This window comes from Pseudomonas eucalypticola (assembly GCF_013374995.1).
Taxonomy (GTDB): domain Bacteria; phylum Pseudomonadota; class Gammaproteobacteria; order Pseudomonadales; family Pseudomonadaceae; genus Aquipseudomonas; species Aquipseudomonas eucalypticola.
The window spans coordinates 1-14,370 of sequence record NZ_CP056030.1; the positions used below are offsets into that span (position 1 = coordinate 1).

The 14,370-nt window shown below is 59.4% G+C and carries 11 protein-coding genes; 8 read left to right on the forward strand and 3 right to left on the reverse strand.

Annotated elements, in window-relative coordinates; all coding sequences use genetic code 11:
* The 4 genes from dnaA to gyrB are packed head-to-tail and all read left to right on the forward strand — an operon-like array spanning nt 1 to nt 6,218.
* Nucleotides 1–1,527 carry a chromosomal replication initiator protein DnaA gene (gene dnaA, locus HWQ56_RS00005; protein ID WP_158153001.1) on the forward strand — a complete coding sequence of 509 codons (1,527 nt, stop codon included), beginning with the start codon at nt 1–3 and terminating at the stop codon, nt 1,525–1,527.
* A 42-nt stretch (nt 1,528–1,569) separates the two neighbouring features.
* Entirely contained in the window at nt 1,570–2,673 is a 1,104-nt protein-coding gene (gene dnaN, locus HWQ56_RS00010; protein WP_158153002.1) for a DNA polymerase III subunit beta, read from the forward strand.
* Nucleotides 2,674–2,692: 19 nt separating this feature from the next.
* Nucleotides 2,693–3,796, forward strand: a complete 1,104-nt coding sequence (gene recF, locus HWQ56_RS00015) for a DNA replication/repair protein RecF (RefSeq protein WP_158153003.1) — start codon at nt 2,693–2,695, stop codon at nt 3,794–3,796.
* Between the two features lie 4 nt (nt 3,797–3,800).
* Nucleotides 3,801–6,218 carry a DNA topoisomerase (ATP-hydrolyzing) subunit B gene (gene gyrB / locus HWQ56_RS00020; RefSeq protein ID WP_158153004.1) on the forward strand — a complete coding sequence of 806 codons (2,418 nt, stop codon included), beginning with the start codon at nt 3,801–3,803 and terminating at the stop codon, nt 6,216–6,218.
* Between the two features lie 93 nt (nt 6,219–6,311).
* Here gyrB and HWQ56_RS00025 read toward each other — a convergent pair whose 3' ends face one another.
* Nucleotides 6,312–7,232, reverse strand: coding sequence for a LysR substrate-binding domain-containing protein (locus HWQ56_RS00025; RefSeq protein ID WP_233270809.1), 921 nt, complete (start codon nt 7,230–7,232; stop codon nt 6,312–6,314).
* Between the two features lie 163 nt (nt 7,233–7,395).
* Between HWQ56_RS00025 and HWQ56_RS00030 the strand changes: the two genes are divergently transcribed.
* Nucleotides 7,396–8,292, forward strand: a complete 897-nt coding sequence (locus HWQ56_RS00030; RefSeq protein WP_158153006.1) for a TauD/TfdA family dioxygenase — start codon at nt 7,396–7,398, stop codon at nt 8,290–8,292.
* The gene (locus tag HWQ56_RS00035; RefSeq protein ID WP_158153007.1) at nt 8,289–8,888 is read left to right on the forward strand and encodes a LysE family translocator; all 600 of its coding nucleotides are present in this window, start codon (nt 8,289–8,291) and stop codon (nt 8,886–8,888) included. Before HWQ56_RS00030 ends, HWQ56_RS00035 begins: the two co-directional genes overlap by 4 nt.
* 3 nt (nt 8,889–8,891) lie before the next feature.
* On the opposite strand, the gene HWQ56_RS00040 is transcribed toward HWQ56_RS00035, so the two are convergent.
* Nucleotides 8,892–9,779, reverse strand: coding sequence for a LysR family transcriptional regulator (locus HWQ56_RS00040; RefSeq protein ID WP_176569484.1), 888 nt, complete (start codon nt 9,777–9,779; stop codon nt 8,892–8,894).
* Between the two features lie 136 nt (nt 9,780–9,915).
* Between HWQ56_RS00040 and HWQ56_RS00045 the strand changes: the two genes are divergently transcribed.
* Together HWQ56_RS00045 and HWQ56_RS00050 are read left to right on the forward strand one after the other, a co-directional pair.
* Entirely contained in the window at nt 9,916–11,565 is a 1,650-nt protein-coding gene (locus tag HWQ56_RS00045) for a GMC family oxidoreductase (protein WP_158153009.1), read from the forward strand.
* Nucleotides 11,566–11,662: 97 nt separating this feature from the next.
* A complete protein-coding gene (locus HWQ56_RS00050) occupies nt 11,663–13,285 on the forward strand; it encodes an MFS transporter (protein ID WP_158153010.1) in 1,623 nt (540 codons plus the stop codon).
* A 253-nt stretch (nt 13,286–13,538) separates the two neighbouring features.
* On the opposite strand, the gene HWQ56_RS00055 is transcribed toward HWQ56_RS00050, so the two are convergent.
* Nucleotides 13,539–14,327, reverse strand: coding sequence for a lysophospholipid acyltransferase family protein (locus tag HWQ56_RS00055; protein WP_176569485.1), 789 nt, complete (start codon nt 14,325–14,327; stop codon nt 13,539–13,541).
* Nucleotides 14,328–14,370: the final 43 nt, after the last annotated feature.

A 14,370-nucleotide genomic window follows, 5' to 3' on the forward strand; every position in this document is an offset into this window, starting at 1 on the left:
GTGTCAGTGGAACTTTGGCAGCAGTGCGTGGAGCTTCTGCGCGATGAACTGCCTGCCCAGCAATTCAACACCTGGATCCGTCCGCTACAGGTCGAAGCCGAAGGCGACGAGTTGCGTGTATATGCGCCCAATCGCTTCGTTCTGGACTGGGTCAATGAAAAGTACCTGGGGCGTTTGCTCGAACTCCTGGGCGAGCACGGCAGCGGAATCGCGCCTGCCCTTTCCTTATTGATAGGCAGCCGTCGCAGTTCGGCACCGCGAGCCGCCCCGAACGCGCCGCTGGCTGCTGCCGTGGCCGCGTCCCAGGCTGCCCAGCAGCAGGCCGCCGCGCCCGCTGCCGTACCCACGCCCGAACCGGCTGCCCAAGTCGCTACGCCAACCCTGGCGGCCGAGGTCAGCGAAGAACCTTCGCGGGACAGCTTCGACCCCATGGCTGGTGCTGCTTCCCAGCAGGCGCCGGCACGCGCGGAACAGCGCAACGTACAAGTGGAAGGTGCGCTCAAGCACACCAGCTACCTGAACCGCACGTTCACCTTCGAAAACTTCGTTGAAGGTAAATCCAACCAGTTGGCCCGTGCGGCCGCCTGGCAGGTCGCGGACAACCCCAAGCATGGCTACAACCCGTTGTTCCTTTATGGCGGCGTGGGCCTGGGTAAAACTCACTTGATGCATGCTGTGGGTAACCACCTGCTCAAGAAGAACCCAAACGCGAAGGTCGTGTACCTGCACTCCGAGCGTTTTGTTGCCGATATGGTCAAGGCCTTGCAGCTGAACGCCATCAACGAGTTCAAGCGCTTCTACCGTTCGGTGGACGCACTGCTTATCGACGACATTCAGTTCTTCGCCCGCAAGGAGCGGTCCCAGGAAGAGTTTTTCCACACCTTCAACGCCTTGCTTGAAGGCGGCCAACAGGTGATTCTCACCAGTGACCGCTATCCCAAGGAAATCGAAGGGTTGGAAGAGCGCCTGAAGTCGCGCTTTGGCTGGGGGCTGACGGTCGCCGTAGAGCCACCGGAACTGGAAACCCGTGTCGCCATTCTGATGAAGAAGGCCGATCAGGCGAAGGTTGAACTGCCGCACGACGCCGCATTCTTCATCGCCCAGCGTATTCGCTCCAACGTCCGCGAGCTGGAAGGCGCGCTCAAGCGTGTCATCGCCCACTCGCACTTCATGGGCCGCGACATCACCATAGAGCTGATTCGTGAATCCTTGAAGGACTTGCTGGCGCTGCAGGATAAACTCGTCAGTGTGGATAACATCCAGCGTACGGTGGCCGAGTACTACAAGATCAAGATTTCCGATCTGCTGTCCAAGCGTCGCTCGCGTTCCGTCGCGCGCCCACGCCAGGTGGCCATGGCGCTGTCCAAGGAGCTCACCAACCACAGCCTGCCGGAAATCGGCGACGTGTTCGGCGGTCGAGACCACACCACGGTGTTGCACGCCTGCAGAAAGATCAACGAACTCAAGGAATCCGACGCGGATATCCGCGAGGACTACAAGAACCTGCTGCGGACGCTGACCACGTGATAAATGTCAGCGCAGCTTCTTATTAAGGCAAGGGACTAGACCATGCATTTCACCATTCAACGCGAAGCCCTGTTGAAACCCCTGCAACTGGTCGCCGGTGTCGTCGAGCGCCGCCAGACCTTGCCGGTATTGTCCAACGTTTTGCTGGTTGTCGAAGGCCAGCAACTGTCGCTTACCGGTACCGACCTGGAAGTGGAACTGGTTGGCCGTGTGCAGCTGGAAGAACCCGCCGAACAGGGCGAGATCACCGTGCCTGCGCGCAAGCTGATGGATATCTGCAAGAGCCTGCCCAACGACGCGCTCATCGACATCAAGGTCGACGAGCAGAAGCTGGTGGTCAAGGCCGGCCGCAGCCGTTTCACCCTGTCGACGTTGCCGGCCAATGACTTCCCAACTGTGGAAGAGGGCCCGGGCTCGCTGACCTGCAGCCTGGAGCAAAGCCGCTTGCGCCGCCTGATCGAGCGCACCAGCTTCGCCATGGCCCAGCAAGACGTGCGCTATTACCTCAATGGCATGCTGCTGGAAGTGTCCAATGGCCTGATGCGCGCCGTCGCCACCGACGGTCACCGCTTGGCCATGTGCTCCATGAAGGCCGCCATCGAACATAGCGACCGCCATCAGGTAATCGTTCCACGCAAGGGTATCCTTGAATTGGCGCGCCTGCTCACCGAGCCTGACGGTAGCGTCAGCATCGTTCTGGGCCAGCACCACATTCGCGCGACTACCGGTGAATTCACCTTCACCTCGAAACTGGTCGACGGTAAATTCCCGGACTACGAACGTGTTCTGCCCAAGGGCGGCGACAAGGTCGTGCTGGGTGACCGCCAGGCGCTGCGTGAAGCGTTCAGCCGTACCGCGATTCTCTCCAACGAGAAGTACCGTGGCATCCGTTTGCAACTGGCTGCCGGCCAGCTGAAGATTCAGGCCAACAACCCTGAGCAGGAGGAAGCGGAAGAAGAAGTGGGCGTGGACTACAACGGTGGTTCGCTGGAAATCGGCTTCAACGTCAGCTACCTGCTGGACGTGCTGGGTGTGATGACGACTGAACAGGTTCGCCTGATCCTGTCTGACTCCAACAGCAGCGCGCTGGTGCAGGAATCCGACAACGACGACTCTGCTTATGTCGTCATGCCGATGCGCCTGTAACTTGCCCAGCAGACTCTAGATGTCCCTCAGTCGTGTCTCTGTCACCGCGGTGCGTAACCTGCACCCGGTGACCTTCTCTCCCTCCCCGCGAATCAACATCCTCTACGGCGCCAACGGCAGCGGAAAGACCAGCGTGTTGGAAGCTATCCATCTGCTAGGGCTGGCGCGGTCGTTTCGCAGCACCCGCCTGTTGCCGGTCATCCAATACGAACAAGGTGCTTGCACCGTGTTCGGTCAGGTTGAGCTCAATGAAGGGGGCCACGCCGCGTTGGGTGTTTCACGGGAGCGTCAGGGCGATTTCACCATCCGCATTGATGGCCAGAACGCGCGCAGTGCCGCGCAGCTGGCAGAAATCCTGCCGTTGCAGTTGATCAACCCCGACAGTTTTCGCCTGCTCGAAGGGGCGCCGAAGATCCGACGGCAGTTCCTGGACTGGGGCGTGTTCCACGTGGAACCGCGCTTCATGGGGACGTGGCAAAGGCTGCAGAAGGCCCTGAAGCAGCGAAACTCGTGGCTTCGGCATGGTACACTTGACGCTGCTTCGCAAGCTGCATGGGACCGGGAGTTATGCCTGGCCAGTGCTGAAATTGATGAATACCGTCGGGCCTATATCAAGGCATTGAAACCGGTGTTTGAGCAGACCCTCAGTGAGCTCGTCGAGCTGGAAGGTTTGACCCTCAGTTATTACCGAGGCTGGGATAAGGAGCGGGACCTCTCCGAGGTGCTTGGCGCTTCCCTGCTTCGTGACCAACAAATGGGCCACACCCAGGCTGGACCGCAACGCGCTGATCTGCGGTTGCGATTGGGTGCCCACAACGCTGCGGATATTCTCTCCCGCGGCCAGCAAAAGTTGGTGGTGTGCGCCCTGCGTATCGCACAGGGCCACCTCGTCAGCCAGGCACGGCGCGGTCAATGTATTTATCTTGTGGACGACTTGCCGTCAGAACTCGACGAGCAACACCGCCGCGCACTTTGTCGCTTGCTAGAAGAATTACGCTGCCAGGTATTTATCACCTGTGTAGACCACGAATTATTGAGCGAAGGCTGGCAGACGGAAACGCCAGTCGCTTTGTTCCACGTGGAACAAGGGCGTATCACCCAGACCCACGACCATCGGGAGTGAAGGCATGAGCGAAAATCAAACGTACGATTCCTCCAGCATTAAAGTGCTGAAAGGGCTGGATGCCGTACGCAAACGTCCCGGTATGTACATTGGCGACACCGATGATGGTAGCGGTCTGCACCACATGGTGTTCGAGGTCGTCGACAACTCGATCGACGAAGCCTTGGCCGGCCATTGCGACGACATCACCGTCATTATCCACCCTGACGAATCCATCACCGTGCGCGACAACGGTCGCGGCATTCCGGTTGATGTGCACAAAGAAGAAGGCGTTTCCGCGGCAGAGGTCATCATGACCGTGCTGCACGCTGGCGGTAAGTTCGACGATAACTCGTACAAGGTATCTGGCGGCCTACACGGTGTGGGCGTTTCCGTCGTGAACGCCCTCTCGGAAACCCTGATCCTCACCGTTCGCCGTAGTGGCAAGATCTGGGAGCAGACCTACGTGCACGGCGTGCCGCAGGCGCCGATGAAGATCGTTGGCGAAAGCGAAACCACCGGTACCCAGATTCACTTCAAGCCTTCGGCTGAAACCTTCAAGAACATCCACTTCAGCTGGGACATCCTGGCCAAGCGTATTCGCGAGCTGTCGTTCCTGAACTCGGGTGTCGGTATCTACCTGAAGGACGAACGCTCGGGCAAGGACGAGAACTTCAAATATGAGGGCGGCCTGCGCGCGTTCGTCGAGTACCTGAACACCAACAAGACGCCGGTCAACCAGGTGTTCCATTTCAACGTTCAGCGCGATGATGGCGTGGGCGTCGAGATTGCCCTGCAGTGGAACGACAGCTTCAACGAGAACCTGTTGTGCTTCACCAACAACATTCCGCAGCGCGACGGTGGTACCCACCTGGTGGGTTTCCGCTCGGCCTTGACCCGCAACCTGAACAACTACATTGAGCAGGAAGGCCTGGCCAAGAAGAACAAGGTAGCCACCACCGGCGATGACGCCCGTGAAGGCCTGACCGCGATCATCTCGGTAAAAGTGCCCGACCCCAAGTTCAGTTCGCAGACCAAGGACAAGCTGGTTTCTTCGGAAGTGAAGACCGCGGTCGAGCAGGAAATGGGCAAGTACTTCTCGGACTTCCTGCTGGAAAACCCGAACGAAGCCAAGGCCGTGGTCGGCAAGATGATCGACGCTGCCCGTGCCCGTGAAGCCGCCCGCAAGGCTCGTGAGATGACCCGCCGCAAAGGCGCGCTGGACATCGCCGGCTTGCCAGGCAAACTGGCTGACTGCCAGGAGAAGGACCCTGCCCTTTCCGAACTGTACCTGGTGGAGGGTGACTCCGCGGGTGGTTCGGCCAAGCAAGGCCGTAACCGTCGTACCCAGGCCATCCTGCCGCTCAAGGGTAAAATCCTCAACGTCGAGAAAGCACGCTTCGACAAGATGATCTCTTCCCAGGAAGTAGGCACGCTGATCACTGCGCTGGGCTGTGGTATCGGGCGCGAAGAATACAACATCGACAAGCTGCGTTATCACAACATCATCATCATGACCGATGCTGACGTCGACGGTTCGCACATCCGTACCTTGTTGCTGACCTTCTTCTTCCGTCAATTGCCAGAGCTGATCGAGCGCGGTTACATCTACATCGCTCAGCCGCCCCTGTACAAAGTGAAGAAGGGCAAGCAGGAGCAGTACATCAAGGACGACGAGGCCATGGAAGAATACATGACCCAGTCGGCCCTTGAAGATGCCAGCCTGCACCTGAACGACTCGGCCCCAGGTATCTCCGGTGAAGCGCTGGAGCGCCTGGTCAATGACTTCCGCATGGTGATGAAGACCCTCAAGCGCCTGTCCCGCCTGTACCCGCAAGAGCTCACCGAGCACTTCGTTTACCTGCCGGCCGTGTCGCTGGAGCAACTGTCGGACCACGCTGGCATGCAAGCCTGGCTGGCCAAGTTCGACGCCCGCCTGCGCACCACCGAGAAGTCGGGCCTGGTCTACAAGGCCAGCCTGCGCGAAGATCGTGAACGCAACGTGTGGCTGCCGGAAGTGGAAATCACCTCTCACGGGCTGGCGAGCTACATTACCTTCAACCGCGACTTCTTCGGCAGCAATGACTACCGCACTGTCACAGCCCTGGGCGCGCAGTTGGCGACCCTGCTGGATGAAGGTGCCTACGTTCAGCGTGGCGAACGCAAGAAGCCGGTGGTCGAGTTCAAGGAAGCCTTGGAATGGCTGATGACCGAGAGTACCAAGCGCCATACCATCCAGCGCTACAAAGGACTGGGTGAAATGAACCCGGACCAGCTGTGGGAAACCACCATGGACCCAACCGTGCGCCGCATGCTCAAGGTGACCATCGAAGACGCGATCGCAGCTGATCAGATCTTCAACACCTTGATGGGCGATGCGGTAGAGCCGCGCCGCGAGTTCATCGAGAACAATGCTTTGGCGGTATCGAACCTGGACTTCTGATTCAGGTGAACACAAAAAAGCCCCGGCCATTGGCCGGGGTTTTTTATTCGGTACTCGCTGACCCCGCCCTCCCTTCAGGACGATTGGCCCGACTCAGTCCAGCATGAGGATGTCTGCCGCAGGAATGACGGGTACGTTGGCCAGCAGAAAGGTCCGCACCCGTTCTAGCAGGTAATGCTCAGGGTTGCGCTGTGACCAGATCAGGTAATAGCTGTCCCCCGTGCGCACCGCCGTGCGAATCGGCAGCACCAGGGAGCCATCCTTCAACTGCGGCCCCACCAACGCCAGGTCGCCAATGGAGACACCATGGCCACCCGCTGCGGCTGTCATGCCCAACTCCAGCGTGTCGAAGCGTTTGCCTTCGTTCCAGTCCACCGCATCACCCTCCCCTTGCCGTTCCAGCCACCGCCGCCAGTCGCGACAGTCCCGTGACGGGTGGATGAGCTCAGCCAGCGCCAGATGTTCGATGCCCCAAGGGCCCTTTCCATAGACCGATGGCGCGCAAACAGGTACGAGCCACTCATCGAAGAGCTTGATGAAGTTCCAATCCTTGGGGAAGTCGCCGTTGCTCAGCAACACCGCGCAGTCGAACGGTTCATTGCGAAAGTCTACGGTGTCGAGGTCCATCCAGGCGCTCGTCAGCTGCACGCGGTCAGTGACATTGGCGGCCTGGAAACTTTCCAAGGCTTGCATCAGCCATCGCATGGTTATCGTGGACGGTGCTTTCACACGCAAGGTGCCTTTGGGCCGGCGGGCCGTAGCGCAAGCGTTTTCTATGGCGTTGAAACTGCGCTCCAGCTCATGGGCCAGTAGCCGGCCGGTGTCGGTGAGCGCCAGCTTGGGGCCCTTGCGTTCGAACAGCGGGGCGCCCAAGTGGTCTTCCAGCGTCTTCACGTGACGGCTTACTGCACTTTGAGTAATGCACAGGTTTTGCGCCGCAACAGTGAACGATCCATAGCGCGCCGCAACTTCAAAGGCTCGTAGGGCATACAGCGGGGGGAGCCGCGAGGTCATGACACTTTCCTTAACCATGATTTTTGCTCATGCAACCCGAACACTTTATCCGTTTTTCAACGTTATGCCCGTACCCATACTCTGATCGGCTCCAAGGGATGCCCCACCCACTTCAGGAGAAAGGAGGTGACCTGGACTGCCAATGGATCAAGAGAACGAAGACATGCCAAACACCAACATTGATGAGCTGCTGGCCGCGAGCATAAACAGTGGGGGATTAAGTCAGGAACAGATCGCGCAAATCCTGCACTTCAAGATCTTCGGCAACAGGTCCGGTTTCCTGCATTTGCAAGGCCTGCCAATCGGTCACATCCCTGCTACCCCTACCAGCCGCGAAGCACTCGCCAAACCAGACGATGCCAGCGAAATGTGTCTCCTGCAAGCAACCGCGCTGCTCGGCCAGGCCATTGGATATCCACAGGAGTCCAATGGCGCCATCATCAACAATTTCTTTCCCCATCAGGCCCATTCCAAGGCGGCAAGCTCGGACAGCTACGACACCGAACTGGACCTGCACACCGAGAACGCCTTTCACGCTGTATTACCCGATTACCTGCTGCTTCTGTGCCTGCGCCAAGACCCCCTGGGTGAGGCGATTACCTACGTGACGTCCATCGACGCCATGCTCGAACACTTGTCCAACGATGACGTGGCTTACTTCTTTAACCAGAAGTACAACTTCCTCTCGGACTATAGCGCCACCTCCAAGAATTGCCGGTTGGATATCAACAAGCATCAGTCGGTACTGTACGGCGACCCCGATTCGCCCTACTTCCGTTTCGACCCTCAGTTCATGGTCGCGCCCGCGCCCGAAGCCCAGGCCATGCTGAACCATCTCAACAACATTGCCTGGGCGGTCAAACAACCAGTGAAGTTATCCACTGGCGACCTGCTGGTCATCGACAACCGCAAGACAGCCCACGCGCGCAGCCCCTTCACCGCCCTGCTCGACGGCAGCGACCGCTGGATTCAGCGTACCTTTGCCATCACCGGGCAGCACTACTACACCGAAATGCTGGGCAAGAACCAGCGTGTCTATGACCTGGTAGCTGAACTATGAGCACAACCTATCTCTCCTTTGCCCTGGCCGTAATGTTATTGATCGCTTCGCCAGGGCCTATCGTCGCCATGGTGGTTGCCGACGCGCGCCGTGCCTGGCCGGCATGGACCATCGCTGGCGGCGTGGTTTCGGCGCAGGTGTTGTTGATCTGTGCACTGGTGGCTATCTACACCACGTTGCATATCAACGCCGCCGTACTCAATTGGGGGCAGATCCTGGGGGGCGTCTACCTGGCATGGCTGGGGGGTAACGCGCTGGTGAACGCTTCGTCCGAGTCAGCGCAGTCGGGGAGTGGCCGTTACGGTTTCTGGAAAACCATGGGGGTTGGGCTGTCCAACCCCAAGGATATTCTGTTCTTCCTGGCCTTCCTGCCCGGCTTTATCTCGCCGCATGAGCCATTTACCGTGCAGGCCATGGTGCTGATCCTGATCTGGGCCGCCATCGACATTTCCATTCTCATTGCCTACAGCCTGTTGTCGCGCCGCCTCGACCGGTACCGCCGGGTTCGCCGTCTGCTGGACGCCGCCCCCGGCATCGTTCTGCTGGCGCTGGGCCTGCTGTCATTTTCGTTAGGTGTGTTCCGCGTATTCCAATAGGCATCACGGTCGAAGCAGGCGAGCCTGCTCATCCATGCAGACCTGCAGCAGATAGTCCCACACCACGCGCAACCGCACTGACTTGTGCAGCTCGCGGCGGGTACTCATCCAATAGCTGCGCTGGATGGTTTCCCCGGGGAGTACCCTGACCAGATCGGGGTCGTCGGCGGCCATGTAATTGGGGAGCACGGCGATGCCCAGCCCGGCCTTGGCCGCCTGCTGCTGGGCGATCACGCTGGTGCTGCGAAACACCACGTTGGGGGCTCTGCAAAAGCTGCTCAGGAACAGCAGTTCCTGGCTGAACAACAGGTCGTCCACATAACCGATCCACGCATGAGCGGCCAGGTCATCGCGGCCGTTCAGCGCCGGTGAGCGTTGCAGATACGCAGGGCTTGCATAAAGGGCCAGGCGGTAATCGGTGAGCTTGCGGGTGATCAACAGGTCGGCAGCAGGCCGGTCCAGGTGGATACTGATCTCCGCCTCGCGGTTGAGGATGCTGACGAAGCGCGGCACCGCCACCAGTTCTACTTCCAGCCCCGGGTAGCGTGCGAACAAGCCGCCCAGCCGCGAGGTCAGGAACATGATGCCGATCCCCTCGGTGACCCCGAGGCGAATCTTGCCCAGCGGCATCATGGGTTGGGTCATTTCCTCTTGCGCTAGCAGCGCCACGTTCTCCATAGCCTCGGCATGCTTGAGCAACGCCTGGCCTGCCGGCGTCAATTCGTAACCCTGTGCATGCTGCACGAACAGCGCGTTACCCAAGCTGTGCTCGATGGACTCGATATGACGCGCCACTGTGCTGTGGGTGGTGTTGAGCCGCTTGGCTGCGGTGAGCAGGCGCCCGCTGCGGTGCAGTTCGAGGAAAAAGCGCAGGTCGTTCCAGTCGAACATCGAGGGTCCTTGTGAACAGGTCAAACACCTATTGTTCAAAAACGCACAGCCGGTGGGCGAAAACGGGTGTTTTCATCTCGAAGCTAATCAATACCATGAGGTAAGACAAGAAGAAAAAAACGGCGCGAGGTTCCCCATGCCATCAGCTCCACGCACATTCGACTACGTAATAGTCGGTGCCGGCCCCGCAGGTTGCCTGCTGGCCAATCGACTTTCTGCCAACCCCGACGTCTCGGTCCTGCTGCTTGAAGCAGGCGGCCAGGACAACTATCCCTGGATTCACATTCCCGTGGGCTACCTGTTCTGCATTGGTAACCCTCGCACCGACTGGTGCTTCAAGACCGAAGCGCAGCCCGGCCTCAAAGGCCGCTCGCTGAGTTACCCGCGGGGCAAGGTGCTGGGGGGTTGTTCTTCGATCAATGGCATGATCTACATGCGCGGGCAGGCCGCCGATTATGACGCCTGGGCCGCCCAAGGCAACGCGGGGTGGGGCTGGAAAGATGTCCTGCCGCTGTTCCGTCTGAGTGAAAACCACTATGGCGGTGACTCCGAGGCCCATGGCGGCAAGGGTGAATGGCGCGTTGAATTGCAGCGCTACCGCTGGCCGATTCTGGATGCGTTTCGCAGTGCTGCCGCTCAGTGTGGCGTGGACAGCATTGACGATTTCAACACTGGGGATAACCAGGGCTGTGGATATTTTCAGGTCAACCAGCGCGCCGGCGTTCGTTGGAATTCTGCCAAGGCATTCCTGCGCCCCGCCCTCAAACGTCGCAACCTTACCGTACTGACCGGTGTGCAGGTGGATAAGCTGGTTGTGGATAACGGCAGGGCCAGCGCCGTTAGCGCCCGCCATGAAGGCAACCAAGTGTTATACACAGCCCGTCGGGAAATTCTGCTGTGCGCTGGCGCCATTGGTTCGCCTGGAATCCTGCAGCGGTCTGGCATTGGTCCCAGGCCGCTGCTGGAACGGTTGGGGATAACTGTTGAGCATGAGTTGCCGGGTGTCGGCGGGAATTTGCAGGACCACCTGCAGTTGCGGCTTATCTACAAGGTCAACAATACCCGTACCCTCAACCAGGTCGCCAACAGTTTATGGGGAAAAATGGGCATGGGCCTGCGCTATCTTTACGACCGCAGCGGGCCCCTGGCGATGGCCCCGAGCCAATTGGGGGCGTTCGTCAAATCCGACCCCCAGCAGGCCAGCGCCAACCTCGAATACCACGTACAGCCCCTGTCGCTGGAGCGCTTCGGCGAGCCCTTGCACGGCTTCCCGGCGTTCACCGCGTCGGTCTGCAACCTGCGGCCCAAAAGCCGCGGGCGTGTGGATATCCGTTCAGCGAAACCGGACGATGCGCCCATCATCGACCCCAATTACCTCAGTGATCCGGAAGACCTGCGCGTGGCCGCCCAGGCCATTCGCTTGACCCGACGAATTGTCCAGGCCCCTGCCCTGCGTGTGTTTGGCCCCGAGGAATACCTGCCTGGCCCAACGCTGGAAAGCGAAGAGCAGTTGCATGAGGCTGCAAGTGCCATTGGTACGACTATATTTCACCCGGTGGGTACCTGCCGGATGGGCAATGGCCCTCAGGACGTGGTGGACGCCACCTTGCGGGTACACGGTATCGACGGCTTGCGGGTGGTCGACGCCTCGATCATGCCCGAGATCGTGTCGGGCAATACCTGTACACCGACATTGATGATCGCTGAAAAGGCAGCGCAGATGATCCTGCAAGGCACGCCCCGGCTGGCGGAAAAGAATCGGCAACAGGCGCTGCCCGTCACCTGACGGGCAGTGAACGGCGGTGGTCGCAGCAGTCAGCGGCCGCCGGCAGTGGACAACAACAATAATCACTGTGCCCACAGGGCCTGAAGGACATAGACACATGGCGGACTACATCCAGCAACAGGGTGCGGGCGTTACGCCCACTACAGCAAGCGAAGACCGGAAGATCATCTTTGCCTCATCCCTGGGAACGGTTTTCGAGTGGTACGACTTTTTCCTCTATGGCGCCCTGGCCGCCGTCATCAGCAAGCAATTCTTTGCCGGGGTCAATGAGACCACTGCGTTCATCTTTGCCCTCATGGCCTTTGCCGCGGGCTTCCTGGTGCGCCCTTTCGGGGCTCTGGTGTTCGGCCGGCTGGGGGACATGATCGGGCGCAAGTACACCTTCCTCATGACCATTGTGCTGATGGGCCTGTCCACCTTCGCGGTCGGCTTGCTACCCACTTACGGCACCATCGGCATCGCCGCCCCGGTAATCCTGGTGTGCCTGCGCATGCTTCAGGGGCTGGCGCTGGGGGGTGAATACGGTGGCGCCGCCACTTACGTGGCCGAGCACGCACCGCGCGATAAACGAGGCCTGCACACCGGCTGGATTCAATCGACGGCTACCCTCGGGTTATTGTTGTCACTGCTGGTGGTACTGGTGTGTCGCTACCTGACCGGCGACGCTTTCGAAACCTGGGGGTGGCGCCTGCCGTTTCTGCTGTCAATCGTGCTGCTGATCGTATCCACCTGGATTCGCATGAGCCTGCATGAGTCCCCCACCTTTGCGCGCATGAAGGCCGAAGGCAAAACCAGCAAATCACCGATCAAGGAGTCGTTCGGTTCGTGGCAGAACCTGAAGATCGTGCTGATCGCCCTGTTCAGCATCAACGCCGGGCAGGCGGTGACGTTTTACTGTGCGCAGTTCTACGTGTTGTTCTTCATGACCCAGATGCTCAAGATGGACCCGGCCCAGGCCAACAGCCTGCTGATCATCAGCGTCATCATCGGGGCACCGTTCTTCGTGATCTGCGGCTGGCTGTCAGACCGTATCGGGCGCAAGCCTATTCTCATGGTCGGCCTGCTGCTGGCTACCCTGCTCTACTTCCCCTTGTTCAAAGGCCTGAGCCACTACGCCAACCCACAGATCGACCAGGCCAGCCGTCAGGCGCCAGTCACCGTGATGGCCGACCCGGCCGGCTGCACCTTCCAGTTCGACCCGGTGGGCAAGGCACGTTTCGACAGCCCTTGTGACAAGGTCAAGACTTTGCTGGTAAAAGCGGGTGTGCCCTATGCCTCTGCTGGCGCTGACCCAGCCAACCCGGTGGTGGTGACCATTGGCGACAAGCGTATCGACGGCTATGACGAGGTGGCCCTGCGTGCCGCAATCACAAGTGCGGGTTACCCCGCCAAGGCGGACCCTAGCCTGGTGAACCAACCCATGGTGGTACTGCTGATTGTGGCGATGATTCTGATCGCTACCATGACCTATGGGCCGCTGGCTGCCGTGATGGTGGAGCTGTTTCCCACGCGCATCCGCTACACGTCGCTATCGCTGCCCTACCACATTGGCAATGGCTGGTTTGGGGGGTTTTTGCCCACCGTATCGTTCGCGTTGGTGGTGTATACCGGGGATATCTTCTATGGGCTCTGGTACCCGGTACTGGTGACGGGGGTAAGCCTGCTGGTCGGCCTGCTGTGCCTCAAGGAGACTCGCGGCGTGGACCTTGATCACGTATAGGCCAGGGTAATGCCTCTCAACTCAGGGCGTCCCGGGCAGGCTCCCGGTCACACAGGGGACCGCTGAAACACTGCCAGGCGCAGTACCACTGGCAGGCGTAAAAAACCGGCACTCAAGGCCGGTTTTTTTATGCTTCAAAAAACTTATGCACGTTTACCATGAAGCCATAGCGTGCAGAAATAAGCTTTTAAATGAACTACTTACGAACGATTTTGGAAAAAGATCCAAATACTGTACACAAGTTATCCACAGATCAGCTGATGGCAGGCGTCTCTTCCACTTCAGGGTTTTCGGGCAGTGAACCGAGCGCCCGCTGGGTCTGCTCGTTCCAGGCCGCGACCCGGTCATTCAACTCGGCGATGGCCCGTGGCCCCGTGCCGTTGGCGTACATGGGTTCACCGATCACTACCTCGATGGTACCGGCACGCTTGCCCCAGCCTTCTTTGGGCCAGAACTTGCCCGCGTTGTGGGCGATGGGCAGCACGGGCAGCTCGGCGTTGACCGCCAGCGCCGCGCCGCTGCGCGAGAACTTGCCGATCTTGCCAAACGGCACGCGGGTGCCTTCCGGGAAAATCAGCACCCAGACGTTGTCCTTGAGCAGCTCGTCGCCTTTGCTGGCCACGACCTTCAGGGCTGCCTTGGGGTTTTCCCGGTCAATGGCGATAGGCCGCAGCATGGCCATCGCCCAGCCGAAGAATGGCACGTACAGCAGTTCGCGCTTGAGCACTTGGCTCAAAGGCTGGAAATAGGCAGAAAGGAAAAAGGTTTCCCATGTGCTCTGGTGGTTGGAAACGATCACGCAGCGGCGCTCAGGCACGTTTTCGGCGCCAGTCACCTTTACCTGGATATTGAGAATGCTGCGGGTCAGCAGAATCGCAAAACGGCACCAATACACGTTGATGAAACGGTAACGGGCCGGGAAAGACAGAAAAGGAGCAACGAAGAAGCTCAGGGTGCACCAGAGCAACGAGCTGGTGCCCAGCAACAAATAGAAGACGAAAATTCTGATCGCCTGCAGTGTCGACATAGCGGCTTGTACCATTGCGGGCGAACCCGCCTGTTGAAAGCGCGCGCCTGAATCGACT